Annotated in this window: 22 protein-coding genes and 1 pseudogene; 16 read left to right on the forward strand and 7 right to left on the reverse strand. The window is 59.8% G+C overall.

Features of this window, described 5'->3' with window-relative positions; all coding sequences use genetic code 11:
* Positions 1 to 19: 19 nt before the first annotated feature.
* Positions 20 to 1,729: a D-lactate dehydrogenase gene (gene dld, locus KOL70_RS01990; protein ID WP_058781288.1), complete on the reverse strand. Its 1,710-nt coding sequence runs from the start codon at positions 1,727 to 1,729 to the stop codon at positions 20 to 22.
* A gap of 155 nt (positions 1,730 to 1,884) precedes the next feature.
* Here dld and bglX point away from each other — a divergent pair, with 155 nt between their 5' ends.
* Together bglX and KOL70_RS02000 are read left to right on the forward strand one after the other, a co-directional pair.
* Positions 1,885 to 4,182 carry a beta-glucosidase BglX gene (gene bglX, locus KOL70_RS01995; protein ID WP_215480126.1) on the forward strand — a complete coding sequence of 766 codons (2,298 nt, stop codon included), beginning with the start codon at positions 1,885 to 1,887 and terminating at the stop codon, positions 4,180 to 4,182.
* Positions 4,183 to 4,342: 160 nt separating this feature from the next.
* Positions 4,343 to 5,224, forward strand: a complete 882-nt coding sequence (locus KOL70_RS02000) for an oxygenase MpaB family protein (protein ID WP_021508470.1) — start codon at positions 4,343 to 4,345, stop codon at positions 5,222 to 5,224.
* Here KOL70_RS02000 and KOL70_RS02005 read toward each other — a convergent pair.
* Positions 5,215 to 5,508, reverse strand: a complete 294-nt coding sequence (locus KOL70_RS02005) for a hypothetical protein (protein ID WP_215480127.1) — start codon at positions 5,506 to 5,508, stop codon at positions 5,215 to 5,217. The two genes, KOL70_RS02000 and KOL70_RS02005, sit on opposite strands and share 10 nt — an antisense overlap.
* Before the next feature lie 226 nt (positions 5,509 to 5,734).
* Between KOL70_RS02005 and KOL70_RS02010 the strand changes: the two genes are divergently transcribed.
* Complete coding sequence (locus tag KOL70_RS02010; RefSeq protein WP_215480128.1) at positions 5,735 to 6,844, forward strand: suppressor of fused domain protein; 1,110 nt, start codon at positions 5,735 to 5,737, stop codon at positions 6,842 to 6,844.
* Between the two features lie 51 nt (positions 6,845 to 6,895).
* Here the strand turns inward: KOL70_RS02010 and KOL70_RS02015 are convergent, their stop codons facing one another.
* Together KOL70_RS02015 and KOL70_RS23780 are read right to left on the reverse strand one after the other, a co-directional pair.
* A complete protein-coding gene (locus tag KOL70_RS02015; RefSeq protein WP_371824663.1) occupies positions 6,896 to 7,606 on the reverse strand; it encodes a LysR substrate-binding domain-containing protein in 711 nt (236 codons plus the stop codon).
* A gap of 9 nt (positions 7,607 to 7,615) precedes the next feature.
* Positions 7,616 to 7,789 (reverse strand): annotated as a pseudogene (locus tag KOL70_RS23780) (LysR family transcriptional regulator); the annotation flags it as partial.
* A 118-nt stretch (positions 7,790 to 7,907) separates the two neighbouring features.
* On the opposite strand from KOL70_RS23780, the gene KOL70_RS02020 reads away from it, so the two are divergent.
* The 3 genes from KOL70_RS02020 to idi all read left to right on the forward strand — a co-directional run bounded on the left by KOL70_RS02020 (position 7,908) and on the right by idi (position 11,438).
* Positions 7,908 to 8,624, forward strand: a complete 717-nt coding sequence (locus tag KOL70_RS02020; RefSeq protein WP_371824650.1) for a sulfite exporter TauE/SafE family protein — start codon at positions 7,908 to 7,910, stop codon at positions 8,622 to 8,624.
* A gap of 191 nt (positions 8,625 to 8,815) precedes the next feature.
* Entirely contained in the window at positions 8,816 to 10,711 is a 1,896-nt protein-coding gene (locus KOL70_RS02025) for a methyl-accepting chemotaxis protein (protein WP_215480131.1), read from the forward strand.
* A gap of 193 nt (positions 10,712 to 10,904) precedes the next feature.
* A complete protein-coding gene (gene idi / locus KOL70_RS02030; protein ID WP_058757829.1) occupies positions 10,905 to 11,438 on the forward strand; it encodes an isopentenyl-diphosphate Delta-isomerase in 534 nt (177 codons plus the stop codon).
* A 31-nt stretch (positions 11,439 to 11,469) separates the two neighbouring features.
* Here the strand turns inward: idi and KOL70_RS02035 are convergent, their stop codons facing one another.
* Complete coding sequence (locus KOL70_RS02035) at positions 11,470 to 12,936, reverse strand: MFS transporter (RefSeq protein WP_215480132.1); 1,467 nt, start codon at positions 12,934 to 12,936, stop codon at positions 11,470 to 11,472.
* A 217-nt stretch (positions 12,937 to 13,153) separates the two neighbouring features.
* Between KOL70_RS02035 and KOL70_RS02040 the strand changes: the two genes are divergently transcribed.
* From KOL70_RS02040 to KOL70_RS02055, 4 genes are read left to right on the forward strand one after another with little or no spacing between them, the layout of a single operon-like run.
* Entirely contained in the window at positions 13,154 to 14,062 is a 909-nt protein-coding gene (locus KOL70_RS02040) for an ABC transporter substrate-binding protein (protein WP_058775319.1), read from the forward strand.
* 3 nt (positions 14,063 to 14,065) lie between these two features.
* Positions 14,066 to 15,232 (forward strand): ABC transporter permease subunit, encoded by a 1,167-nt coding sequence (locus KOL70_RS02045; RefSeq protein ID WP_215480133.1) that lies wholly within the window; start codon positions 14,066 to 14,068, stop codon positions 15,230 to 15,232.
* Positions 15,225 to 16,160, forward strand: a complete 936-nt coding sequence (locus KOL70_RS02050; RefSeq protein WP_021508457.1) for an ABC transporter ATP-binding protein — start codon at positions 15,225 to 15,227, stop codon at positions 16,158 to 16,160. The genes KOL70_RS02045 and KOL70_RS02050 overlap by 8 nt, the downstream gene beginning before the upstream one ends.
* Positions 16,160 to 16,891, forward strand: coding sequence for an ABC transporter permease (locus tag KOL70_RS02055; protein ID WP_215480134.1), 732 nt, complete (start codon positions 16,160 to 16,162; stop codon positions 16,889 to 16,891). Before KOL70_RS02050 ends, KOL70_RS02055 begins: the two co-directional genes overlap by 1 nt.
* Positions 16,892 to 17,058: 167 nt before the next feature.
* Here the strand turns inward: KOL70_RS02055 and KOL70_RS02060 are convergent, their stop codons facing one another.
* Complete coding sequence (locus KOL70_RS02060; RefSeq protein WP_031279872.1) at positions 17,059 to 17,793, reverse strand: MerR family transcriptional regulator; 735 nt, start codon at positions 17,791 to 17,793, stop codon at positions 17,059 to 17,061.
* Positions 17,794 to 17,945: 152 nt separating this feature from the next.
* Between KOL70_RS02060 and KOL70_RS02065 the strand changes: the two genes are divergently transcribed.
* Entirely contained in the window at positions 17,946 to 18,509 is a 564-nt protein-coding gene (locus tag KOL70_RS02065; protein WP_215480135.1) for a helix-turn-helix domain-containing protein, read from the forward strand.
* Positions 18,506 to 19,024, forward strand: a complete 519-nt coding sequence (locus KOL70_RS02070) for a GNAT family N-acetyltransferase (protein WP_021508452.1) — start codon at positions 18,506 to 18,508, stop codon at positions 19,022 to 19,024. The genes KOL70_RS02065 and KOL70_RS02070 overlap by 4 nt, the downstream gene beginning before the upstream one ends.
* Positions 19,025 to 19,190: 166 nt before the next feature.
* Here the strand turns inward: KOL70_RS02070 and KOL70_RS02075 are convergent, their stop codons facing one another.
* Positions 19,191 to 20,162, reverse strand: a complete 972-nt coding sequence (locus tag KOL70_RS02075) for a LysR family transcriptional regulator (RefSeq protein WP_021508451.1) — start codon at positions 20,160 to 20,162, stop codon at positions 19,191 to 19,193.
* 156 nt (positions 20,163 to 20,318) lie between these two features.
* On the opposite strand from KOL70_RS02075, the gene argH reads away from it, so the two are divergent.
* From argH to KOL70_RS02095, 4 genes are read left to right on the forward strand one after another with little or no spacing between them, the layout of a single operon-like run.
* Complete coding sequence (argH, locus tag KOL70_RS02080; protein WP_215480136.1) at positions 20,319 to 21,746, forward strand: argininosuccinate lyase; 1,428 nt, start codon at positions 20,319 to 20,321, stop codon at positions 21,744 to 21,746.
* 9 nt (positions 21,747 to 21,755) lie between these two features.
* On the forward strand, positions 21,756 to 22,634 hold the full coding sequence (locus KOL70_RS02085; RefSeq protein ID WP_021508449.1) for an amino acid ABC transporter permease: 879 nt from the start codon (positions 21,756 to 21,758) through the stop codon (positions 22,632 to 22,634).
* 13 nt (positions 22,635 to 22,647) lie between these two features.
* Positions 22,648 to 23,412, forward strand: a complete 765-nt coding sequence (locus KOL70_RS02090) for an amino acid ABC transporter ATP-binding protein (RefSeq protein WP_058757819.1) — start codon at positions 22,648 to 22,650, stop codon at positions 23,410 to 23,412.
* A gap of 18 nt (positions 23,413 to 23,430) precedes the next feature.
* Positions 23,431 to 24,252, forward strand: coding sequence for an ABC transporter substrate-binding protein (locus KOL70_RS02095; protein WP_021508447.1), 822 nt, complete (start codon positions 23,431 to 23,433; stop codon positions 24,250 to 24,252).
* Positions 24,253 to 24,256 lie beyond the last annotated feature (4 nt).

A 24,256-nucleotide genomic window follows, 5' to 3' on the forward strand; every position in this document is an offset into this window, starting at 1 on the left:
CGGGTCCGGCAGATCTGACTCAGGCTTTCACCGCCCAGCCTTTCTGCTTACTGGTTTTCCCGATGCCCGGGTTAAAGGTATTGGTCGGATCGAGCTGGCGGTAAAACGCCTGCAGCTGCGGTTTGGCCGCATACAGATGTCCAACGTTATGCTCTGCCGGATACTCCGCGCCGCGCGCCGCGAGGATCGCCAGCATCTTCTCCTTCAGCGCATGGGCATCTACGCCTTTCTTCACAATGTAATCCTGATGAAACACGTGGCAGAAGAAGTGGCCGTAGTAAAGGCGATGAATCAGATCGTTATCAAACTCCGGCGGCAGGCGCTCAAACCACTCCTGATCGTTGCGGCGCAGCGCAATGTCCAGCGCCAGAATATCCTCCACTTCGTCAGCGTGCACCGCGTGATAGCGCACGGCGGCACCGGCTGCGGCAAAACGATGCAGAAAGGCGTGCGCGCCCTCTTTGGCGTCGCAGGCAAAGAACTCACCGCCGCCTTCGCGGAAATACTCCTGCAGATACGCCTGCGCTTCGGCCACGCCGTCGCCGGACATCTTCAGCATCAGGTGGTGCTCGTATTTGTCACGATACTGCTTCAGGCGCTTCGGCAGGTGCGCCGGGAACCAGCGGCTGATGCGTTGCAGCAGGCGATCGGTCAGGTGCGGCTTAACGAAGCTCAGCTTGCTGAGCCAGGCATCCACCCGGCCTTTGAGGGTGAAAAACAGTGGCATCTTGTCGGTGCCGAGTTTATCAATCATCACAAAGGTGTCTTTGCCGTAGACCTCGGCGATGTCGAAAATATCGCGGTGCATGTACTCACCGGCGACCGGTAAATGGGTAAACTCCGCCAGCATGTGGCGACGCAGCTCGCCGAGCGTCGCCGGGTCGTTGGTGCCAATGTAAAACACCTGCTGCTTTGGCTCGGTGGGGAAGGTGTCGAGCCGCACGGCAAACACCGCCAGTTTGCCGGCGCAGCCTGACGCCTCAAACAGGCGCCGCTGGTCGGCGTTGAAACGCGCCGGCGTATCGGCGTGAATGTCCCGCACCCGCTCGGCGTATTCGTGGTCGGACGCGTGGCGCGCATCCCAGCGCACATCATCCGGCTGCCAGCGCTCGTCGTCCAGCCGGCCGAGAATCTCTTCCGGCGAATGACCGAGGTCGATGCCCAGATGGTTGACCAGCCGGAGCTTGCCGTCGGCGTCCACCTGCGCAAACAGCGCCATTTCGCTGTAGGCCGGGCCGCGTTTGATCAGCGAGCCGCCGGAGTTATTGCAGATGCCGCCCAGCACCGAGGCGCCGATGCACGAGGAGCCAATCACCGAGTGCGGCTCGCGCCCGAGCGGTTTGAGGGTTTTCTCCAGCTGATACAGTGTGCTGCCGGGGAAGGCGAGAATCTGCCTGCCGCCGTCGATCAGCTGCAGTTTGTCGAGACGCAGGGTACTGATGATCACCACCGGGCGATCGTAATCGTTGCCGTTGGGCGTTGAACCTTCGGTCAGGCCGGTATTGGCGGCCTGCATCAGCACGATGGCATCGGCCTGTACCAGCGCCTGCAGCACGCGCCACAGCTCCAGCAGCGAGCCGGGGAAAACCACCGCCAGCGCATCGCCTTCGCCGGAACGGAAACCCTTACGATAGCGTGCGGTCTGCTCCGCGTCGGTCAGCAGCTGTGATGCGCCGACCAGACGGCGCAGCTCGGACAGCAGGGCAGGGTGTGAGGTGTTGTTATTCATTAGCCTATCCTTGTCGTTAACGTGGCGTTTCTACTGTAGCACGCGTCGGCCACGGGGGCGCAGTGTGACAATGGCGGCTACCTGCTATCCTCATCTTGTGGCACACTGCCCCGGTTATTTCGATATTGCGCAGTTACTTAAGAGAACCCGACCTGATGAAATGGATTTACTCTGTTAGCCTCGCTGTTTCCCTTGCCGTGCAACCCGCGTTTGCGGACTACCTGTTCGGCCCCCATCCAATGACGGAACAGGCGCGCGACGCCTTTGTTAATCAGCTGCTGAGCAAAATGACGCTGGATGAAAAGATCGGGCAGATGCGCCTGATTAGCGTCGGTCCGGATACGCCAAAAGAGGCGATTCGCGACATGATTCAGCACGGCCAGGTCGGGGCGATTTTCAATACGGTAACGCGTCCGGATATCCGCGCCATGCAGGATCAGGTCATGCAGCTCAGCCGCCTGAAGGTGCCGCTGTTCTTTGCTTATGATGTGGTGCACGGCCAGCGCACTATTTTTCCGATTCCGCTTGGCCTCGCCGCCAGCTGGGATCTGCAAGCCGTTAGCGAAGTGGGACGCATCTCCGCCTATGAAGCGGCAGACGATGGCCTCAACATGACCTGGGCACCGATGGTGGATGTGTCACGCGAACCGCGCTGGGGCCGCGGCTCTGAAGGATTTGGCGAGGATACCTATCTCACCTCGCAGATGGGCAGTGCGATGGTCAAAGCCATGCAGGGCAAGAGCGCCGCTGACCGCTACGCCATCATGACCAGCGTTAAGCACTTTGCAGCTTACGGCGCAGTGGAAGGCGGTCGTGATTACAACACCGTCGACATGAGCCCGCAGCGCCTGTTCCAGGATTATCTGCCGCCGTATAAAGCTTCACTGGATGCCGGCAGCGGCGGCGTGATGGTGGCGCTCAACTCGCTGAACGGCACCCCGGCCACCGCCGACAGCTGGCTGCTGAAAGATATTCTGCGCAACGACTGGAAATTCAAAGGCATCACCATCAGCGATCACGGTGCCATCAAAGAGTTAATCAAACACGGCGTCGCCAGCGATCCGCAGGATGCCGTGCGCATTGCGCTGAAATCCGGTATCGACATGAGTATGAGCGACGAGTATTACAGCAAATACCTGCCGGGACTGGTGAAAAGCGGCGCGGTGAGCATGGCGGAAATCGACGATGCGGCCCGTCACGTGCTCAACGTTAAATATGACATGGGCCTGTTCAACGATCCGTACAGCCATCTGGGTCCGAAAGGCAGCGATCCGCAGGACACCAATGCGGAAAGCCGCCTGCACCGGGCGGAAGCGCGCGACGTGGCGCGCCGCAGTATGGTGCTGCTGAAAAACTGGCATGAAACCCTGCCGCTGAAGAAAGAGGCCACCGTGGCGCTGGTGGGACCGCTGGCCGATAGTCAGCGCGATATCATGGGCAGCTGGTCGGCTGCGGGTGTGGCGAAGCAATCTGTCTCGCTGCTGCAGGGCATGCGCAGCGCCATGGCCGGCAAAGGCACCGTGCTGTATGCCAAAGGGGCCAATATTTCTGATAACAAAGGTATCCAGAACTTCCTCAACCTGTATGAGCAGGCGGTCAGCGTCGATGCCCGTTCGCCGCAGCAGCTGATTGACGAAGCGGTCGCGCAGGCGAAAAAAGCGGACGTGGTAGTGGCGGCAGTGGGCGAGGCGCAGGGCATGGCGCATGAAGCGTCGAGCCGCAGCGATCTGGTGATCCCGCCGAGCCAGCAGAAGCTGCTGGCGGCCCTGAAAGCCACCGGGAAACCGCTGGTGATTGTGCTGATGAATGGCCGTCCGCTGGCGCTGGTAAATGAGGACCGCATGGCGGATGCGATGCTGGAGACCTGGTTCAGCGGTACCGAGGGCGGGAACGCCATCGCCGATGTGCTGTTCGGTGATTACAACCCATCGGGCAAACTGCCGGTGTCATTCCCGCGCTCGGTCGGACAGATTCCGATTTATTACAATCATTTGCCAACCGGCCGTCCGTACAATTTCGAGAAGCCGAACAAGTACACCTCGCACTACTACGACGCGGTCAACGGTCCGCTCTATCCGTTTGGTTACGGTTTGAGCTATACCCAGTTCAGCGTGTCGCCGGTGAAGATGTCTGCCCCGACCATGCCGCGTAACGGCACGGTGGAAGCCAGCGTGACGGTGACGAATACCGGCAAACGCGATGGTGCCACGGTGGTGCAGCTGTACCTGAACGATCCGGTTGCCAGTATCAGCCGTCCGGTGCAGGAGCTGCGAGGCTTCCAGCGCATTATGCTGAAGGCCGGCGAGTCGCAGACCGTGCGCTTTAAGATTGATGTCGATGCGCTGAAGTTCTGGAATCAGAAGATGCAGCACGTCGCCGAGCCGGGCAAATTCAACGTGATGATCGGTCTGGATTCAGTCAGAACCCAGGATGCGCAGTTCGATTATTTGTGAGTCTTAGGGTCAGCATAAATGCTGACCCTACAGGTTATGCTGTCGTAGCATTCCGGGGGCGGTATTCATGCCGACCAGATCAACCTGTACATGTTATGCTGACGTGACATTGTAGGGTCGGCATTCATGCCGACCAGCTTAACCAGCCTGACGCGTCAATATGATGAATCTCCGCCACCGCATCGAACAGCAGGTCTTTCGCCTTAACGGCCTGTCGCTCAACGAATTTGACATCTCTCAACCGCCGGGCGATCCCGGCCTGTTCGGTCCTGACCACATCATCTGGCAGGTGCACGGCGACTTTCCCGCGATGCTGTGCGGCGGCATCAGCGCGCTGATGCTACAGATGCTGCATCCGGCGGCGCTGGCGGGCGTGTGGGATCACTCCAGTTTCCGCCAGGACATGCTCGGCCGGCTGCGGCGCACCAGCCAGTTCATCGCGGTCACCACCTTCGGCAACACCGCCGATGCGCATACGCTGATTGAGCGGGTCAAACGCATCCATCTGCGCGTCACCGGCATCGATAACACCGGCAAACCCTATGCCGCCAGCGATCCGCATCTGCTTACCTGGGTGCACGTTGCAGAAACCAGCCGCTTCCTGGCCGCGCATCTGCGCTACAAAAATCCACAGCTCAGCCTCGCCGATCGCGATCGTTATTACGCCGAAGCGGCGCGGGTGGCGGAAGCGCTTGGTGCGCAGCAGGTGCCGAAAAGCGTAGAGGCGGTTGAGGCCTATTTACAGGCGATGCGGGCAGAGCTGGTTTACGATGCGCGCACTCACGAAGTGATGCAGCTGCTGCTTAATGCGCCAGCACCCAGCTGGCAGGCGAAACCGGCGATGCGCGTCATGCTGCGGGCTGGCTGTGGTCTGCTGCCCGACTGGGCGCAACAGCTGATGCAACAGCCGATCGGGCCAGTGGCGCAATGGCGGATTGATAAGCAGATCGCGTTGATTGCCGCCCTGTTGCGCTGGTCAATCCAGCGTGGCGCCTGGGCGCGTGCCATGCAGCGCATGGGGCGCGATCCGCGTTACAGGTGAAATTCATCCTGCTTGCTGGTATAGCTACGCGGCGTGCGCGCCTCGCGTTTCAGCAGGAGCTGGCGCTGCTGATAGTGATGCAGCAGCATGCCCAGGCCAACGCCCAGTAGCGCCAGCGGCACCAGCGTGTAGTAGATATCCAGCGGCAGCAGCACCAGCAGCGCGATGGCAGCGACGATCAGCGTCAGGGCTGCCATCACCCACGTATAGCGGACAAACAGCCACAGCAGCAGGGCGAGAATCACGATTTCGCGCAGATTGAGATCGAGGGTTTGCAGCACCATGACGACAGCTCCGCAACAGAAGAGTGCGCTGACAATAGCATGCGAAGCGGTAAAAGAATCGCAAAAAAATCTGAAGCTTCGCCGCCGCTGCCCCCGCCATTCTTAAGCCGGGCTGAACGATGGCTTGGCGCACTTTGAGAGTTTTACCCTTGTGTCACATGGCGCGAGTGCCGATCCTGCTCTATTCTCGGGGAAAATGGATCCCTCCAGGCATTGTCGAGGCGTTATGACACACCAACCTCTGATTGCTGAGGTGCCGAATCAGCAACACACTTTAACCGCCATCGTCGAACAGGATGCGCGTACCGCCTATTTTTATATCTGGCCGAACGACCTGTTCCGCAGTCAGTACGCCGTGCGCGGCTGCTGGTTGCGCAATCTGCTGCCGGCACCGGCGCAGGAAGATCGCGAAGCGATGGAGCAGGGTATTGCGCCGCTGCTCAGCGCCAGCTATTGCCGCACGCTGGAAGCGGAGCCGATGCTCGATCCGGCCGGCCTGCAGATTCTGTGGGAGCCCAGCGACGACGGTGCCGCGCTGTGGTATTACGGCCAGCTGCTGGCGGTGATCCCTGGCTGGAGCCTGTATCAGGACAAGCAGGTCAGCTTCTCGGCGGGCTGCATCAAAGAGAACCGTCTCACCGCGCCGCTCGGTTCAGCCTCCACCAACGATTACTACGCGCGCGCCGAACAGCAGCGTCATTTCTGGCGTGACTGGCACGATGGCCAGCAGTGGGATCGCGTGCAGAGCGAGCTGCTGCAACGTTACCAGGCGCAGTTTGGTGAGTCGGTAAAATATTACGCCATCGACCAAGGCAACTGGCCGCCGATGGCGATTTCGCAGCACTGGCATAACGGCGTGTGGTATTTCTTCACGCTCGGCATGAGTATCCGGCCGATGCCGCAGGTGGATTACCTGTTTGACGAGCTGGCACCGCAGTACCGGCGTGTAGAGCTGGCGATGGCGGTGGATGGTGAAGTGATGACCGAGGCCAACGCGGTACAGATGGCCAGCGCGCTGGCGGAGTTTGCTCATCTGCCGTGGGCGCGGCTGACGTGGATTGGCGAAGGGCACACGCTGGCGTCGGAAGTTGCGCCGGTCGGCTTTGAAAGCTTCCTGCTGGCCAACGGGCTGGCGGGCGAAAACGCGCAACTGCGGCTGCCGAAGCGCGACGGCGATCGGCCAAATCTGCTGTGGGCGACGCCGATTACCGAAGCCGAGCGGCTGTTTGCCCAGGCGGACGATCGCGGCGGCCAGCAGCTGCTGCAGCGTTTGCTGGCGCAGGGCAGCAATCATGTATTCCGTCCGCGCCAGGAAGTGGTGGAGTCCGCACCCTAGTGCCTGCCGAAAAAGCCCCGACATACCCCTCTGGCAGCGACCAGGCGGGTATTAAGCGGATGCTTCCCGTTCCAGCCATGCGATAAAGCGGTTTAGCGAGGATGATTTATCCACGTCAGGCGCAATTAACGCCACGTAGCGGCTCCCCTTCGCCTCAATAGCTAACGGGGTGACAAGCCGGTTGCCCTGCAGATCATGTCCCAGCATTTGTATTCCACCGATACCCACACCGACGCCATCAATAATCGCCTGCAGGCTGATATAATTGTGTTCGAATCGCTGAAAACGTTCCGGACGCACCTCCCCGACGCCAGCCTGCTTCATCCACTGCTCCCACTCGCCTGACCGCGTACTGGATAACACGACAACGTGGGACGCCAGGTCTGCAGGGGTGTTCAGCGCTTTTGTGGCTAACAGTTTCGGCGCGGCAATCAGGGTGAGTTTTTCCTCAAATAACGCTTTCTTCTCAAAGTAACGCCATTCAGGTTTGTTCAGCGCATCCCGGCGAATCAATACGTCAAAGCCAGATAGCCCTTTCACCTCCGAACTGTTTGAGGTGGATACCGAGATTTCAATGTCAGGATATTGGCGGTGGAATGCCGGCAGGCGCGGGATCAACCAGTGCATCGCAAAGGTGGTTTGCGCATTGACGCGTATCGTGCGGGTGTTCGGTGTTTTGCCAAAGCGCACTGCAGCATCGCTGATGATGTCAAAAGCGGTGCTGATCTCTGCGGCAAAAGCCCGGGCATGTTCCGCCGCCACGCTGCGCTGTCCCTGACGTTCAAATAACGGTTGTCCCAGCCACGCTTCAAGCAATTTGATCTGACGGCTAACGGCACCGTGGGTCACCCCTAATTCCTCAGCCGCGTCACTCAGGCTGTTGGCGTGCGCGGCCGTTTCGAACAGCCGCAATGCATTCAACGGTGGCAGGTTACGTTTTTTCATCTGTGACTTTTAGTATCAGTGGTGGGCAATATTTATCGATATTATGATCGAATTGCCCTCATTAATATGCGTGCTTTGCCGTTGAAAATGAGGAAACTCAGTGGGTGAATATCTCTTTGTGACGCTGATCGCGATCCTCTCCGGAGCGCTGAGTGGCATCATCGGCACCGGTTCTTCGTTACTGCTGCTGCCGCTGATGGTCAGCAATTTCGGCCCCAGAGTGGCGATGCCGGTCATGGCTATCGCCGCAATCCTGGGGAATCTCTCGCGCATCGCGGTCTGGTGGCGTGAAATCGACTGGCGCGCCACTCTGGCCTATAGCCTGCCTGGCGTGCCAGCTGCGTCGTTAGGCGCGCATGTGCTGCTCTCTTTACCCGCCTGGATCATTGATGGCGCGCTGGGTCTGTTTTTCTGGGTGATGATTTTGGTCAGACGCAGCCTGAAAAACAGTCACTGGATACTCTCGATAAAGCAGTTAGGGCTTTGTGGTGGCGTGGTGGGTTTTCTGACCGGACTGGTTCTCTCCACCGGACCGGTGAGCGTGCTGATTTTTACCGCCTATGGATTGAGTCGTGGCGCATTTATTGGCACGGAAGCATCGAGTGCCTTGCTGTTATATTTCAGCAAGGTCAGTACGTTCGCCTTCCAGCAGGCGCTCTCAATGCAGGTTGTGCTCACCGGTGTGTTAGTGGGCAGTGGCATTATGCTGGGCACCCTGAGCACGAAGGTGATAGTCCAGAGACTGTCAGTCACTCAATTTGCCGTGCTGATAAACGCCATTCTGTTTATTTCCGGCGCAGGATTGATCGTTAATGCCTGGTCAGGAGCACCCTAGCGTTACGTTTCATTCTTTGCAGTCTCTTCATTGCTGAGGAACAGCAGGGTAAGGCCGGTGACAATAAGCGCTCTTATGGTCACGCTATTCAATCAGTTAACCATTTTGTGATCTGGCGCACCTCAAGTTCCTCTGTAACAAGCCGTTAACCTCGATCAGGCAACTCGCCACACCAGGGTAAGGGCACACCGATGTTAAAAACCACACAATCCCGTTTTACCGCGACCTTAGTCGCATTCTTCGTTGTTCTTATGCTGGTCACCGTCCTGGTGATCAATCAGTTCATCGCGCCACAGCTTAGCCAGAACGAAAGCCGGCTGGTGCGCTATGAGGTGGATGGTCTCGCCGGACGTATCGTCGAGCAGATGAACCGCGTGCAGGCGCAGCAGCGTGCGATTACCGAAGCGGCGGGCGTGATGGACAGCGCCGCCATTGATACGCTGCTGCCGGCGCTGGTTAACCAGTATCAGGACAGCAACGTGTTCGGCGGCGGTATCTGGCCGTTACCTAACCGGCGCGATCCGGCGAAAGAGAAAGACAGCTCGTTCTTTGCGCGTAACGCCAGCAACCAGCTGCAGGTCAACACCTACTGGAACTCCGATGCTGCCGACAAATACTGGGAGCAGCCGTGGTACAAAGATGGCATGGCCGCAGAAAAAGGCCAGTGCGCGTGGGCGAAGGCTTATCAGGATGCCGCCAGCCCGCAGCCGCGCACCAACTGCGCCATGGCGATTTACCGTAACGGCACTGTGTGGGGTGTCTCAACCATTGACGTCACGCTCGGCTTTTTCAACCAGCTGGCGCAGCAGATGGGTGAGGCGATTCATGGCCGCGTACTGATTGTCGAAGCGGACGGCAAAGTGGTCGGCAATGCCGCGCTGCTGGAGGGGACGCCGAAGCTGGAAAATCTGGCTGATACCCAGCTGCCAATGGCGGCGGCGCTGAAAGGGCTGCTGGCACAGGCCGGTTCTCAGCCGTCGCAAACCACCTTCAGCGGAGAAGATGGTGAGCACACGCTGTTCCTGCAGGCCATTCCCGGCAGCCCGTGGTATCTGGCCAGCGACGTTCCGTCCGCGCTGCTGGATGCGCAGACGCACAGCATGCTGACCCGTCTCGGCCTGGTCCAGATCCCGCTGGCGATTCTGCTGCTGCTGGTGCTGCTTGGCTTTGTCCGCGCGATGATGAAACGCCTGAATCTGCTGCATCAAAACATCGAAGCGCTGTCGACCGGTGGCGCGGATCTGACGCAGCGTCTGCCGGCCAGCAATAGCCCGGAATTCAACGCTGTGGCGCAAAGCTTTAACCAGTTCATCGCCCATTTGCAGGGGCTGATGCGCCAGGTGGGCGACAGCGCACTGGCGATTACTGCGGCTTCACGTGAAATCGCCAGCGGCAACGCCGATCTCTCGGCGCGGACGGAATCGCAGGCGAGTTCCATTGTGCAAACCGCCGCGTCGATGGAAGAGCTGACCGGCACGGTGCGTCAGAACGCCGACAACGCCACGCACGCTAACCAGCTGGCAGATGGCGCGTCCCAGGTGGCGGCGCGCGGCAGTGAAGTGGTGTGTCAGGTGGTCAGCACCATGGGCGAAATCCATCACTCCTCGCGTAAGGTGGTGGATATCATCAGCGTCATCGACAGCATCGCCTTCCAGACCAATATTCTGGCGCTCAACGCGGCGGTAGAAGCGGCACGCGCCGGTGAACAGGGTCGCGGGTTTGCCGTGGTGGCTTCGGAGGTACGCAATCTGGCGCAGCGTTCCGCCAACTCGGCGCGCGAAATCAAGAAGCTGATTGAAGAGTCGGTAGCTAATATCGACACCGGCAGCCAGCTGGTGGAGCAGGCCGGACAAACCATGGACGAGCTGATGCAGGGCGTCAGTAGCGTCACAACGCTGATGAGCGAAATCATGTCCGCCAGCCGCGAGCAGAGCATGGGGATCGAACAGGTGAACGTGGCGATTACCCAGCTCGACGGCAGCACCCAGCAGAACGCGGCGCTGGTGGAGCAGGTCTCGGCAGCGGCGCGCGCCATGGAAGAGCAGAGCGTGCAGCTTGAGCAGGTGGTGCACGGCTTCAAACTGTAATTCATCCCGTCAGAGAGCACAGCGGCGCGTTTTTTGCGCCGCTGTCACGCTTTTCCCCGCCTTTTTCTGCTGAATTATCTGCTGGCTGCTAAGCTTACTGCTTATCGCGCCAGCGCACGGAATGTGCGCGATTTTCTCCGCTGCCGCTTCCGCTATTGTGTACAATAGTGGGGATTTTTCCGAAGGAGTTGTCATGCCCGCCATTGAAGTTATCCTCGTTGACCACCTCGATCGTCCCACCGGCAAGATGGAAAAGCTGGAAGTGCATGAGAAAGGATTGCTGCATCGTGCGGTAACGGTTTACGTGTTCAATTCGCGCCATGAACTGTTGCTGCAGCGCCGGGCGCAAAGCAAGTATCACTGCGGCGGTTTGTGGAGCAATACCTGCTGCAGCCATCCCTACCCGCAGGAGCCGACGCGCGATGCGGCTGAGCGCCGCCTGCGTGAAGAGATGGGACTGGATCTGGCGTTAACGCCGGTGTTTGAACTGAGCTATAACCTGCCGCTCAGCAACGGTCTAATCGAACACGAGTACGGTCACGTGTTTTTCGCCATCAGTGACGAAGTGCCGGTGCTCAACCTTGATGAGGCTGACGACTGGTGTTACCGCTCAGTCGAACAGATTCAGCAGGAGATGCGCGACAATCCGGCAAAATTCACGCCGTGGTTCCTGCACACTTTTCCGCGCATCCCCAACACGCTGGGCGATTTCCGCCTCACCGCCTGAGCCAACGCCTCATCGCTGAGGCGTTATCCGCTTACTGAAAATCTTCCGCATCGACATCATAGCCTGACGGTTCCCAGCGAATCGCCAGCAGCGCCAGTAATCCGGCCAGCGGTGCGAGCAGGATCACCCAGAACACGCCGGTGCCGAACGCCGCCACCAGCAGCGGAAACACAAACAGGGATACCGTCGAACTGGCGCGCATCAGCGTCTGGTTAAAGCCGACGCCCACGCCGCGCAGCGAAGCCGGATAGCTCAGCGAGGCAAACGTCATAGTGTGCGAACCCGGACCAAACCCCTGGCCGAACAGGAACAGCGCCAGCATGGCAATTGCCAGCGCTGCTTCCTCGCCGCCGGCCGGGCGACCAATCAGCGCCAGACCCAGCAGCGCCGCACACTGGCAGGCGTAACCGGCCACCGACATCTTCCACGCGCCCAGCCGTGGCACCAGCCGCACCGCCAGCAGGCCGCCAACAAACGCAAATAGCAGGTTAAGCGCCAGCGAGACCAGAATGGTGGTCAGCATCGACTGCGCGAGGAAACTGGAGATGATCACCGGCAGGCCAAAGGCCACGGCGTTATAGGCGAACGACGATGCAATCGAGGTTATCGTTGCCAGCAGCGTACGGCGGCGGTAAACGCCCTGCAGCAGCGCGCCGTAGTTGCGCCAGCTGGCTTTACGTACTGGCTGTGCGGCAGTGAGCTCGGCATCCTGCGCGACCTCCGCGTTGATGTTATACGACCGCCGCAGGATTGCCGCTGCACCCTGCAGGTTGCCCTGATTTGCCGCCCAGATCGGTGATTCGCTCATGTAACGACTGCGGATGGCGATGATCAACAGCGCCGGTACCGCGCCAAAGCCGAGGATCAGCCGCCACAGCCAGTCAGTATGGCTCTCTGGCAGCACCGCATACAGCAGCAGCACCAGCAGATAGGAGATGCTGATCGCCGCGTACCAGGAGGGACACCACATCGCGACGCTGGCGGCCTTATTGCCCTGACCGCGCAGTCGGGAAAACTCCGCCAGAAACGCCATCGCCACCGGCAGATCGATGCCGACGCCGAGCCCCATCACAAAGCGCGCCGCCGCCAGCACGTACTCGTTCGGCGCAAAGGCACAGGCCAGTGCCGCCACCACGAAGAAGAACATATCGGCCATGAAGACCCGATAGCGGCCAATTTTATCGGTGAGATAGCCACCGATCAGCGCGCCAACAATCGCGCCAAAGGTGATAGCCGACGCCACCATGCCGGTGCCGGCGGGCGTCAGATTGAATTCGCGCGTGACATCTTTAATACCGAAGGCCAGCGCACCAAGGTCGTAGGCATCGAGAAAAACCCCGCCCAGCGCAATGGCGATGACGATGCGCGCATTGCTGCGCGAGGCGTTACTGTTGTTGACCAGCCGCGTCACGTCGGCCGCGCTGCGAATCCACTGCGTCTCGCCCTGCGGCGTATTCCCTGCCAGCGCCACGTGCGCCGAAGAAGTTAAGTCAGACATGATGTTGTGTGATTTATTGTAATGATTGGGGCTATGAGCATAAGCCGCGCCACGGATGTGAAAAATTCTATTTGGTTATAAGTGCAACCAAAGCGTTCTATAAAACCGGCAACGGATAGCAGAAAAAGAACGAATTGCGCCGCTTGACCGCACCCATCCCGTTTCGCCAGGCTACGCTTGATAATCACTGAAAGAAAATAATGCTGAGGAAAGCGCCATGATTAAGCAGGGTTTATTGGGGATGATCGCATTCGCGATGAGTGTCGGGGCCGTGCAGGCAGCGGACCCGGTCAAGGTAGGTTCCAAGATCGATACTGAAGGTTCGCTGCTCGGCAACATCATTCTGCAGGTGCTGAACCAGCATGGGGTAAAAACCGTGAATAAAATCCAGCTCGGTACCACGCAGGTGGTGCGCGGCGCAATCACCGCCGGTGAGCTGGATATCTATCCGGAATATACCGGCAACGGGGCGTTCTTCTTCAATGATGAGAAGGACGCGGCGTGGAAAAACGCGCAGCAGGGCTATGAGAAGGTGAAAAAGCTCGATGCAGAGAAAAATCATCTGGTGTGGCTGACGCCAGCACCGGCTAACAACACCTGGACCATTGCGGTGCGCGGCGATGTCGCGCAGCAAAATAACCTGCAATCCCTCGACGATCTCAGCGCTTACCTGAAAAAAGGCGGCACCTTTAAGCTGGCGGCGTCGGCGGAGTTCATCGAGCGCAGCGATGCGCTGCCGGCGTTTGAGAAAGCCTACAACTTCAAGCTGAGCCAGTCACAGCTGCTGTCGCTGGCCGGCGGGGACACCGCTGTTACTATCAAAGCGGCCGCCCAGCAAACGTCCGGCGTCAATGCGGCGATGGCTTACGGTACCGACGGCCCGGTCGCGGCGCTCGGCCTGCAAACCCTGAGCGACCCTAAGGGCGTACAGCCGATTTACGCGCCCGCGCCGGTAATCCGCGCCAGCGTGCTGCAACAGTACCCGCAGATTGCCGACTGGCTGCAGCCGGTATTCAGCAAGCTGGATGAGAAAACCCTGCAGCAGCTCAACGCGCAAATCGCCGTTGACGGTCAGGACGCCAGCCAGGTAGCGCAGCAGTGGCTGCAGCAGAATAAGTTGCTGTAAGCGGTGCTGTCACGGATAAACCGACCGCGCCAGCAGCCGGTGCTGCTGGTGCTGACGCTGCTGATCACGCTGGCGCTGGGAGCGCTACCGCTGCTGAGCTATGCGGCCAACCGGCTGGTCTCCGGACAGCCCTTGATGCTTTGGCAGGTAACGGCGGGCTGGCTGCTGCTGCTGCCGCTGTTATGGCTATGGCTGGGATTGTGGTGGCCGCCGGGACGCGGTGCGGCGCTGGCGCAGCTGCTGGGCGCGGAGCTACTGTTCGCCCTGCTGATTGGCATCGGCGGCCACGCCGCCAGTGAGCTGGCCCGCAGCGGCAGCCCGCTGGCGCGCACCGCGCTGGGCAGCGGCCTCTGGTGTGCGGCAGGATTAGCGCTGCTGCTGACCGCCGAAGCGATTCGCCAGCTTAGCCAGCAGACGCCGCTGCGTATTCTGCTTAATCTGCAACTGTGGCTGCCGCCGCTGATACTGCTGCTGAGTGGTCAGCTGGACGCGCTGTCGCTGCTGAAAGAGTACAGCAATCGCACCGCTGTCTTTAACGCCGCGTTCAGCCAGCATCTGCTGCTGCTGGGCGGCACGCTGTTGCCCACCTTGCTGATTGGTCTGCCGCTGGGACTCGCCATCGCGCGTCGCGCCCGCTGGCAACATGCCGCCTTCAGCGTGCTGAATCTGATCCAGACCGTGCCGTCTGTGGCGCTGTTTGGCCTGCTGATTGCACCGCTGGCCGGACTGGCGGCGCATTTTCCGCAACTGGCGCGCCTCGGTATCAGCGGGATTGGCGTCGCGCCGGCGCTGATTGCGCTGGTGCTGTATGCACTGCTGCCGCTGGTGCGCAGCGTGGTCGCGGGGCTGCAGCAGGTGCCGCAGGAGGTGCGTGAAACCGCGCGCGGTATGGGCATGAGCGCCTGGCAGCAGTTCTGGCACGCCGAGCTGCCGCTGGCGCTGCCGGTGTGGCTCTCCGGACTGCGCGTGGTGGTGGTGCAAACCGTCGGGCTGGCGGTGGTCGCCGCACTGATTGGGGCCGGCGGCTTCGGCGCCATTGTGTTTCAGGGATTGCTGAGCAGTGCGCTGGATCTGGTGCTGCTGGGCGTGATTCCGGTGGTGGCGCTGGCGGTGATATTCGATGCGCTGCTGCGATTGCTGTCGGCGCTGCTGGAGAGAGGACATGATTGAATTTCATCAGGTGAGCAAAGCGTTCGCCGGTAAAGAGGCGATTCGCAACCTGTCGCTGAAGATTGAGAAGGGCAGTTTTACCGTGCTGATCGGCACATCCGGCTCGGGTAAATCCACCACGCTGAAGATGATTAACCGGCTGGTTGAGCATGACAGCGGCGAAATCCGTTTTGCCGGTGAGCCGATCGAGCAGATGGATGCGCGCGCGCTGCGGCGGCGCATTGGCTATGCCATTCAGTCCATCGGCCTGTTTCCACACTGGAATGTGGCCAAAAATATCGCCACTGTGCCGTCGCTGCTCGGCTGGCCGCGGGAAAAAATTGCCGCACGGGTTGAGGAGCTGCTGGCGCTGCTCAATCTCGACAGTCAGCTGGCGTCGCGCTATCCGCACCAGCTCTCCGGCGGTCAGCAGCAGCGTGTTGGCGTGGCGCGCGCGCTGGCGGCCGATCCGGAACTGCTGCTGATGGATGAACCGTTCGGCGCGCTCGATCCGGTCAACCGGCAGGCGCTGCAGCAGGAGATGCTGCGCATTCAGCAGCTGTCGGGGCGCACCGTGGTGCTGGTGACGCACGATATCGACGAAGCGTTAACCCTCGCCGATCAGCTGGTGCTGATGGACGGCGGAGAGATTGTGCAGCAGGGACGGCCGATTGACCTGCTGACGCAGCCTGCCAGTGATTTCGCGCGCCAGTTCTTTGGCCGCAGCGAGCTGGGCGTGCGTCTGCTGGCGCTGGGGCGGGCCGGCAGTGCGGCACGACGCGGTGAGTGGCTGGAGGCGGAACCGATCGCCGCCGGGCTGACGCTGCGCGAGGCGCTGTCGCAGTTTATTGCGCGCCGCACCGACAAATTACCGGTTGTCGATCAGCATCAGCAGCCGCTGGGCGTACTGCACTTTAGCGATTTGCTGCGACAGCAGGAGGCGGGCTGATGCGAGTGCTGCGCGATCCGCTCTACTGGCTGCTGGGGGTATTTCTGCTGTTGCTGTGGGGGTTACCGCACAGTGCGCCGCTGTTTGCGCACTGGTTTCCGCAGCTGGAGCGTCCGCTGTACCAGCAGGAGAGTTTCTGGCAGCTGGCGCTGGCCCATCTGCTGCTGGTGATCAGCGGTAGCACGCTGGCGATTCTGGTGGGCGTTGGCTGTGCGGTCTTCGCTACCCGTCACGGCGGCAGGGCGTTCCGCCCGCTGCTGGAGACGCTGGCGGCTGCCGGTCAGACCTTTCCGCCGGTGGCGGTGCTGGCGATTGCCGTGCCGGTCATGGGCTTTGGCGCTGCGCCGGCGGTGATGGCGCTATTTCTGTATGGGCTGTTGCCGATTCTGCAGGGCACGCTGGCGGGACTGGACAGCGTTCCGGCCAGCAGCCGTGAGATCGCCGTCGGTCTGGGAATGGGACCCTGGCGGCGTCTGTGGCAGATAGAGCTGGCGCTGGCGGCACCGGTGATTATGGCGGGCGTGCGCACCTCTGTGATGATCAACATCGGCACCGCGACCATCGCCTCAACCGTCGGGGCGGAGAGTCTGGGTTCGCCGGTGATTATCGGTCTGAGCGGCTTCAATACCGCTTATGTGATTCAGGGCGCGCTGCTGGTGGCGCTGCTGGCGCTGATCTGCGACCGGCTGCTGGAGCGGTTGCAGCACGCACTCAGTGGGTATGCAGAATAAGGCTGTAGCCAACCAGCATCATGCCGCCCATGCCGCCAATCGCCATGATGGCAAACAGGGTGCCAATGAGAATTTTATTCCAGTTCATAGGTAAACCTGAGAAAAGTCATGAAGTGCGGCATGATAACGCGCACATGCGGTAAGGCAAAGGCCGCATGTGCGATTTTTCAGGTCGGTTCGTGGACGTGAATCGAGAAGCCCTGAGCCTGCCAGTGTTCGAACTGCTCCAGCTGGCGGCGCGTCGGCTTTTTACCGGTCCAGATGAACAGATGCTGGCCGGGAAACAGCTCCGGACGCGGCATATCCAGCGGTTCCGCCAGCACATCAATGCGCCAGCCCTGCTGCGCTAAGCGCCAGGCTTCCAGCCAGATGCGGGTGCGATCTTCTACGCCCCAGCCAATCATTAAGGCATCTTTGCCGGCTTTTTTTCGCGCGCCTGCCAGACAGAACGCGACATAATCAATCAGTGCGCCGTCCAGCAGACTGCACATGGTGCGGGCGGTATTTTGATCCAGCCCGAGACGCTGGCGTACCGGTACAAAAACGTGGTCAATCAGCGCATCGACCGGGTGTTCACGGCCAATGGTGGCGATTTTGGTGCGCAGTTTGGAGGCGCGCACGTGGCGCAGCACGCTCATCAGCTCTTCCTGCAGCGCCGTCCAGCCGTCATGCACGTTGAAGGTCTCTCCTTCAAGCAGGGCTTTGACTTTGCCAACAGGCACACCGCTCTCTATCCAGCGTTTGATCTCTTCGATCCGCTGAACATCTTCATCATCAAATTGTCGATGACCACCCTCAGTGCGCTGCGGCTTTAACAATCCATAACGACGCTGCCAGGCGCGCAGGGTTACCGGGTTAATTCCACAGCGCTCGGCAACATCACCGATACTGTATAAGGCCATGGCATCCTCTAAAATTCTGACCTGCATAACAACACCTTAACCGCCAGAGTGAGCTTGTACAATGATTATTTTATTGTACAACTTGACCCACTGCACGATTTCGGGCTTTATCTCTTATATGGGATTAATTTCCCGAAAATGAGAGGTTAAAGATGTCTGCTCTAAATACGGAAGATCGGCTTGCGGCACGTCTGGCGGAATTACGCCAGCAGCGCGGCTGGTCGCTGGATGAACTGGCTCTGGCAACCGGCATTAGCCGGGCATCATTGTCGCGCATTGAGCGCGCCGAGACCAGCCCTACCGCCGCTTTGCTTAATCGCTTGTGCGTGGCCTACGGTTTAACCATGTCGCGACTGCTCAGCGAAGTAGAAGAAGAAGCGGTGCTGCTGCTGAAAGCGGAGCAGCAGCCGGTCTGGCAGGACACGCTCAGCGGCTTCCAGCGGCGCAACGTCTCGCCGCCGGCCAGTCAGTTTAAAGCGGAGCTGGTGGAGGGCGTGCTGCGTCCGGGCGCGCGCATTGATTATGATGCGCCGCCGGTACAGGGTCTGGAACAGCATATCTGGCTGCAGTCGGGCGAGCTGACCCTCACCATGGAGACGCAGAGCTGGACGCTTCAGGCCGGCGATTGCCTGCGCTTCCACCTCAGCGGACGTTCCTCTTTTCAGGCGCATGCCGAAGGCGGCGCGCGCTACATTCTGGTGGTGTGCAAACCATGATTGAAATCGACTCTCTCAGCGCCACCCAGGCGCAGCCGCTGCTGGCGTCACTGTGTGAGGTGCTGCACGGCTGCGTGGCAGACGGTGCCAGCGTCGGCTTCATTGACGCGGACGATCGCGCAGTGATGGCGCGTTTCTGGCAGGACAAAATTTACAGCCTGGCGAGCGGCGATAACCAGCTGCTGGTGGCCTGGCAAGCGGGCGAGATAGTGGCCACGGTGATGCTGGGCTTCAGCAGTATGCCCAACGGCCGCCATCGTGCGGAGATCAGCAAGCTGCTGGTGCATCCGCGTGCGCGACGTCAGGGCATTGCGCGCCGTCTGATGTTACGTGCCGAACAGCTGGCGCAGCAGCAGGGGAAAACGCTGCTGGTGCTGGATACGCGCAGCGGCGATGTTGCCAGCGCGCTCTATCTGTCGCTCGGCTGGCAGGTGGCGGGTTCGATTCCGTACTATGCCGAATCCACAGCCGGCGAGCTGGATGCTACCACGGTGATGTATAAGCGGCTGACATAAGCGTTCTGGTTGCTGTTACCGGACGCCACGTTTCCCTTGTCCACAGGCTGCCTCTCCCTTGTCCGCAGGCTGCGTCTCCCTCTCCCGGTGGGAGAGGGCCGGGGTGAGGGCATCAGCGTACACATTCCCATCCCGTGCCAGCAGAAACCCGGTCACATGCACCAAATCAGTGCGCCGCCGCCGCATCGCTCAACCCCAGCGCCTGCATAAACAGCCGGATGATCGGATTTATTTTCCGGCCTTTCTTCATCACCAGACAAAATGCGGTTTCGCGCCGCAGCGTGTCATCGCCCAGCTCACACAATTGTCCGCGGGCAATAAACGGAGCGGCATAATGTTCCGGTAAATACCCAATAAAGTGACCGGTTAAAATCAGCATGGCCACCGATTCCACCTGCACCGCCTGCACACCGCTCTCCTGCACCGGAATCAGGCGGCGTTCATCGCGTGGGGTAACATATAAATGATTAATAATTTTCTGCTGACGTAATACATCCACCGAAATATTTTTATCGCAAGATCCGCAATAGAGAGGATGTGACGCAGCGCAATATAATTTTGCGTATTCTTTATAAAGTTCGAAGTAATCAAACTCATTTTTCATTTCATACACGGGAGCGATGCCGCAATGAAAACGCCCTTCGCTTATGCCGCGTTCAATATCATCCAGCTGTGCGGTCTGCAGACGAATCTGCACCTTTGGCGCTTTCTGGTGCAACTGTTGCACCGCACTGGTGACCGGCGAGTGCGGATCGCTAATGGTGTTATCCACCACGCAAATCGCGATGTCGCCCAGCAGCTCGTTGCGACTATTGTGCAGCCGCTCGCGAAACAGGTTGAGCGATACGAACAGCTCCAGCGTGGCCTGATAAACATTGATGCCGTACTGCGTCAGCTCAAAACCTTCACGGCCGCGGCTGCACAGCGTCATGCCCAGCCGAATCTCCAGGTCAGAAACCTGTTTACTGATCGCCGCCAGGCCAATATTTAATTCGTGACTGGCAGCGGTTAATCCGCCGGCTTCCACCACGCATTTAAATACCCGCAGCAATTTTAAGTCGATATTACTCAGCGCCAGAACCGCATTATCGCCGCGATTATTCGCATTGTTTCCAGACTGGGAAACTTTACTTTCCATTTTTGCTATTCAACTCCGGAATAATTGCGGTGAAAGTACAGTGAATCTGAAATACCACCTATTTGCCAGCGTGGCAATAAAATAAGTTTTTATTATCGCTGCCGGCTGAATCCAAACTTTTTCATATTGCTGCGGCTGATTTGTGAGGGAAATAGCATGTCTGAGAATGCCGAACTGTTATGGGGCGCACGTTTTAAAGCGGCTCCGGCAGCCAGTTTAACCGCGCTGTCGCGTAGCCCGGATTATTACTTTGCGCTGGCACCGTACGACCTCGCCGGTTGCCGCGCCCATGCGCGCGAGCTGGCGCGGGCCGGGCTATTGAGCGCTGACGAGCTGGATACCATGCTGGCGGCGATTGACGCGCTGGACGCCGATTATCGCGCTGGCCAGCTGCAGCCGATTGCCGCCGATGAAGACGTGCATACCTTCATCGAACGCGCACTGACAGAACGCCTCGGCGCGCTGGGCGGCAAGCTGCGTGCCGGCCGTTCACGCAACGATCAGACCGTCAACGATCTGCGCCTCTACCTGCGGGATAACGGCCGCAAGCTGGTGAGCGCGCTGTTGCAGCTGCAGCAGGCGCTGGTGACGCAGGCCGTGCAACACACCGACAGTGTCGCGCCCGGCTTCACCCATCTGCAGCAGGCGCAGCCGATTGTGTTTGGCCATCAGTTGCTGGCGCACGCCCAATCCTTCGCGCGTGACATCGAGCGTATGCAGGACTGGGATCGCCGCAGCGCGCGCTGTCCGCTGGGCGCGGCGGCGATGGCCGGTTCGGCAATTGCGCGTCAGCCAGAGCTGGCCGCAGCCGATCTCGCTTATCTGGCGCCGTGTGAAAACTCGATCGATGCAGTCGCCAGCCGCGACTACGCCGCGGAATTCCTGTTCGTCACCAGCATGATCGGCATCAACCTGTCCCGGCTGTGTGAAGAGGTGTGCCTGTGGGCGTCACGGCAGTTCCGCTGGGTGGAGCTGCACGACAGTTATGCCACCGGCAGTTCGATCATGCCGCAGAAGAAAAATCCGGACATTGCCGAGCTGACGCGCGGCCGCAGCGGCCGGCTGGTCGGTAACCTGATGGCGCTGCTGACCACCATGAAAGCCATGCCGCTCTCTTACAACCGCGATCTCAGTGACGACAAACGTAACGTGATTGATGCGGTCGACACGCTGCTGATGGTGCTGCCTGCCATGGCCGGCATGATGGCGACGCTGAAATTCAATACTGAGGTGATGCGCGAGCAGGCGCCGGATGGCTTTACGCTGGCGACCGAAGTGGCCGACTGGCTGGCAATGCGCGGCGTGCCGTTCCGCGAGGCGCACGAGATTACCGGCCAGCTGGTGCAGCTGTGTGAACGCGAAAACTGCGGCCTGGCCGATCTCAGCGATGCGCAGCTGCACGGCGTCGATGCACGGCTCACGCCCGAGGTGCGTCAGGCGTTGACGCTGGAAGCGGCGCTGGCAGCCCGCAGCGGCTACGGCGGCACCGCGCCGGCACGGGTGCGCGAGCAGCTGGCCCGTCTGCAAACCCTGATGCAGGACCAGCAGCGCTGGGCCGATGATTACGCCGGACCGCGCGCCTGAGGAGAGCCTATGTCACACACCACACCGGTTGAACCGTCGGTCAACAATGGCCGCGTCCAGCCCCATTACGATCTCGATCGCTATCAGGTGGTGCCGCGCCGCTATTATGGCCGCATCACCGCATCGGCAGTGATCCTCGTGCTGCTGGCGCTGCTGGTTAATGCCTTTGCGCATGGCAATATTGAGTGGTCGTTCGTCGGCCAGTTCTTCACCGCGCAGGCGATCCTTAACGGCGTGGTTAACACGCTGATTATGTCGGTGCTGGCGATGGCGCTGGGCATCCTGTTTGGCGTCATCACCGCCATCATGTACATGTCGCCCAATCCGGTGCTGCACTATATCGCGGTGGGCTATGCGTGGATCTTTCGCGGCACGCCGCTGATTCTGCAACTGCTGCTGTGGTTCAACCTGGCGCTGGTATTTCCCACCATCAGCATTCCCGGTCTGTTCAGCGTGCAAACCGTCACGGTGATGACGCCGTTTCTCGCCGCGCTGCTTGGCCTGAGCATCAATCAGGGCGCGTACACCTCAGAAGTGGTGCGCGCCGGGCTGTTATCGGTAGATACCGGACAGTATGAAGCCGCCAAAGCCATCGGCATGCCGCGTTTGCAGGCGCTGCAGCGCATCATTCTGCCGCAGGCGATGCGGGTGATTCTGCCGCCGGTCGGCAATGAGTTCATCAGCATGATCAAAACCACCAGTCTGGCCAGCATGATTCAGTACTCCGAGCTGCTGTACAACGCGCAAACCATCTACTTCGCCAACGCGCGCGTGATGGAGCTGCTGTTTGTAGCGGGTATCTGGTACCTGATTATCGTGACGCTGCTGTCGTTCGGGCAGAGCCAGCTGGAACGCTACTTCTCACGCGGCCATCGTCGTCGCCAGTAACCGGGAGTGAGAGATGAGAAACATCGTGCGCGCCGTCAAGGTGAACAAATATTTCGATCAGTTCCACGCGCTGAAGGACGTCAGCCTGGAAGTGAACTACGGCGAGGTGATGTGCATTCTCGGCCCGTCGGGTTCCGGTAAGAGCACCTTTCTGCGCTGTATCAATCAGCTGGAGAAAGTGGATCAGGGCGGCATCTGGGTCGACAACGAACTGGCGGGCTATCGCATTGCCGGCAACAAGCTGCACCCGCTGAGTGACAAACAGATTGCGCGCCAGCGGCTGCAGACCGGCATGGTATTTCAGCGCTTCAACCTGTTTCCGCACAAGACCGCGCTGGAGAACATCATCGAGGGGCCGTGTCGCGTGCTGCTGCGCCCGAAACGCGAGGCCAGCGAAGAGGCGATGGCGCTGCTGGATCGCGTCGGACTGGCGCACAAAGCACACGACTATCCACAGTCGCTCTCCGGCGGTCAGCAGCAGCGCGTGGCGATTGCCCGCGCGCTGGCGATGAAACCCAAACTGATGCTGTTTGATGAACCGACCTCGGCGCTCGATCCGGAGATGGTCGGTGAAGTGCTGGCGGTGATGCGCCAGCTGGCAAAAGAAGGCACCACCATGCTGGTGGTGACCCACGAAATGGGCTTTGCGCGTGAGGTCGCCAACCAGGTGGTGTTTATGGATGAGGGACGCATTATTGAGCAGGGCGCACCGGAAGAGATTCTGCTGAGCCCGCAAAACCCACGGATGAAAAACTTTATCAACGCGATTCTTCTTTAACGTGACCGGGGTGAATAGATGAAAAAACTGTTATTGAGTGCCATCAGTGCCGCGCTGCTGCTGCAATCCTCTGCCTGGGCGGAGATTGCCGTACCGGCCAGTATCAAAGAGAAAGGGCTGACCGTCGCCATCATGCCGAACTACCCGCCGATGGATTTTAAAGATCCGGCCACCAATCAGCTGAGCGGCGTCGATTATGAGCTGGGCCAGGCAATTGGCGAGAAGCTCGGCGTGAAGGTTAACTGGCAGGAGATCGCGTTTGAACAGATGGTCAACGCGGTGGTGACCAAACGCGTCGATCTGGTGATGTCCGGCATGACCGACACCAAAGAGCGGCAGAAGGTGGTTAACTTTATCGACTACTTCAAAACCGGTCCGCAGTTTTACACCCTGGCGGCGCGCAGCGACATCAACAGCGCCACCGATCTGTGCGGCAAAAAAGTAGGCACCAGCCGCCGCACCACCTTCCCGCAGGAGATTGCTACCTGGTCAAAAGCGCACTGCGAAGCGGCCGGTAAACCCGCGATTATCGTGGTGGGCGCGGAAGGCACCGCCGATGCGCGCACGCAGCTGCGTCAGCGTCGTCTGGATGGTGCGGTACAGGGCAGCGAAACCCTGCCGTACATCATGAATCTGGAAAAAGGCACCTTTAAGCCGCTGGATAAAGCCTTCTCCTTCCAGTACACCGGCATGGCGCTGGGTAAAGATGCCGGTGAGCTGACCACGGCGATTCAGGCAGCCATCAATGCCATGATTGCCGATGGCAGCTACCAGAAAATCCTCAGTAAATGGGGCCTGAGCGACAACGGCATTGCCGAAGCCACGGTGAATCAGGGCTAAGGAG

It is taken from the genome of Pantoea sp. B270, assembly GCF_018726825.1.
GTDB classification, from domain to species: Bacteria; Pseudomonadota; Gammaproteobacteria; order Enterobacterales; family Enterobacteriaceae; genus Pantoea; species Pantoea dispersa.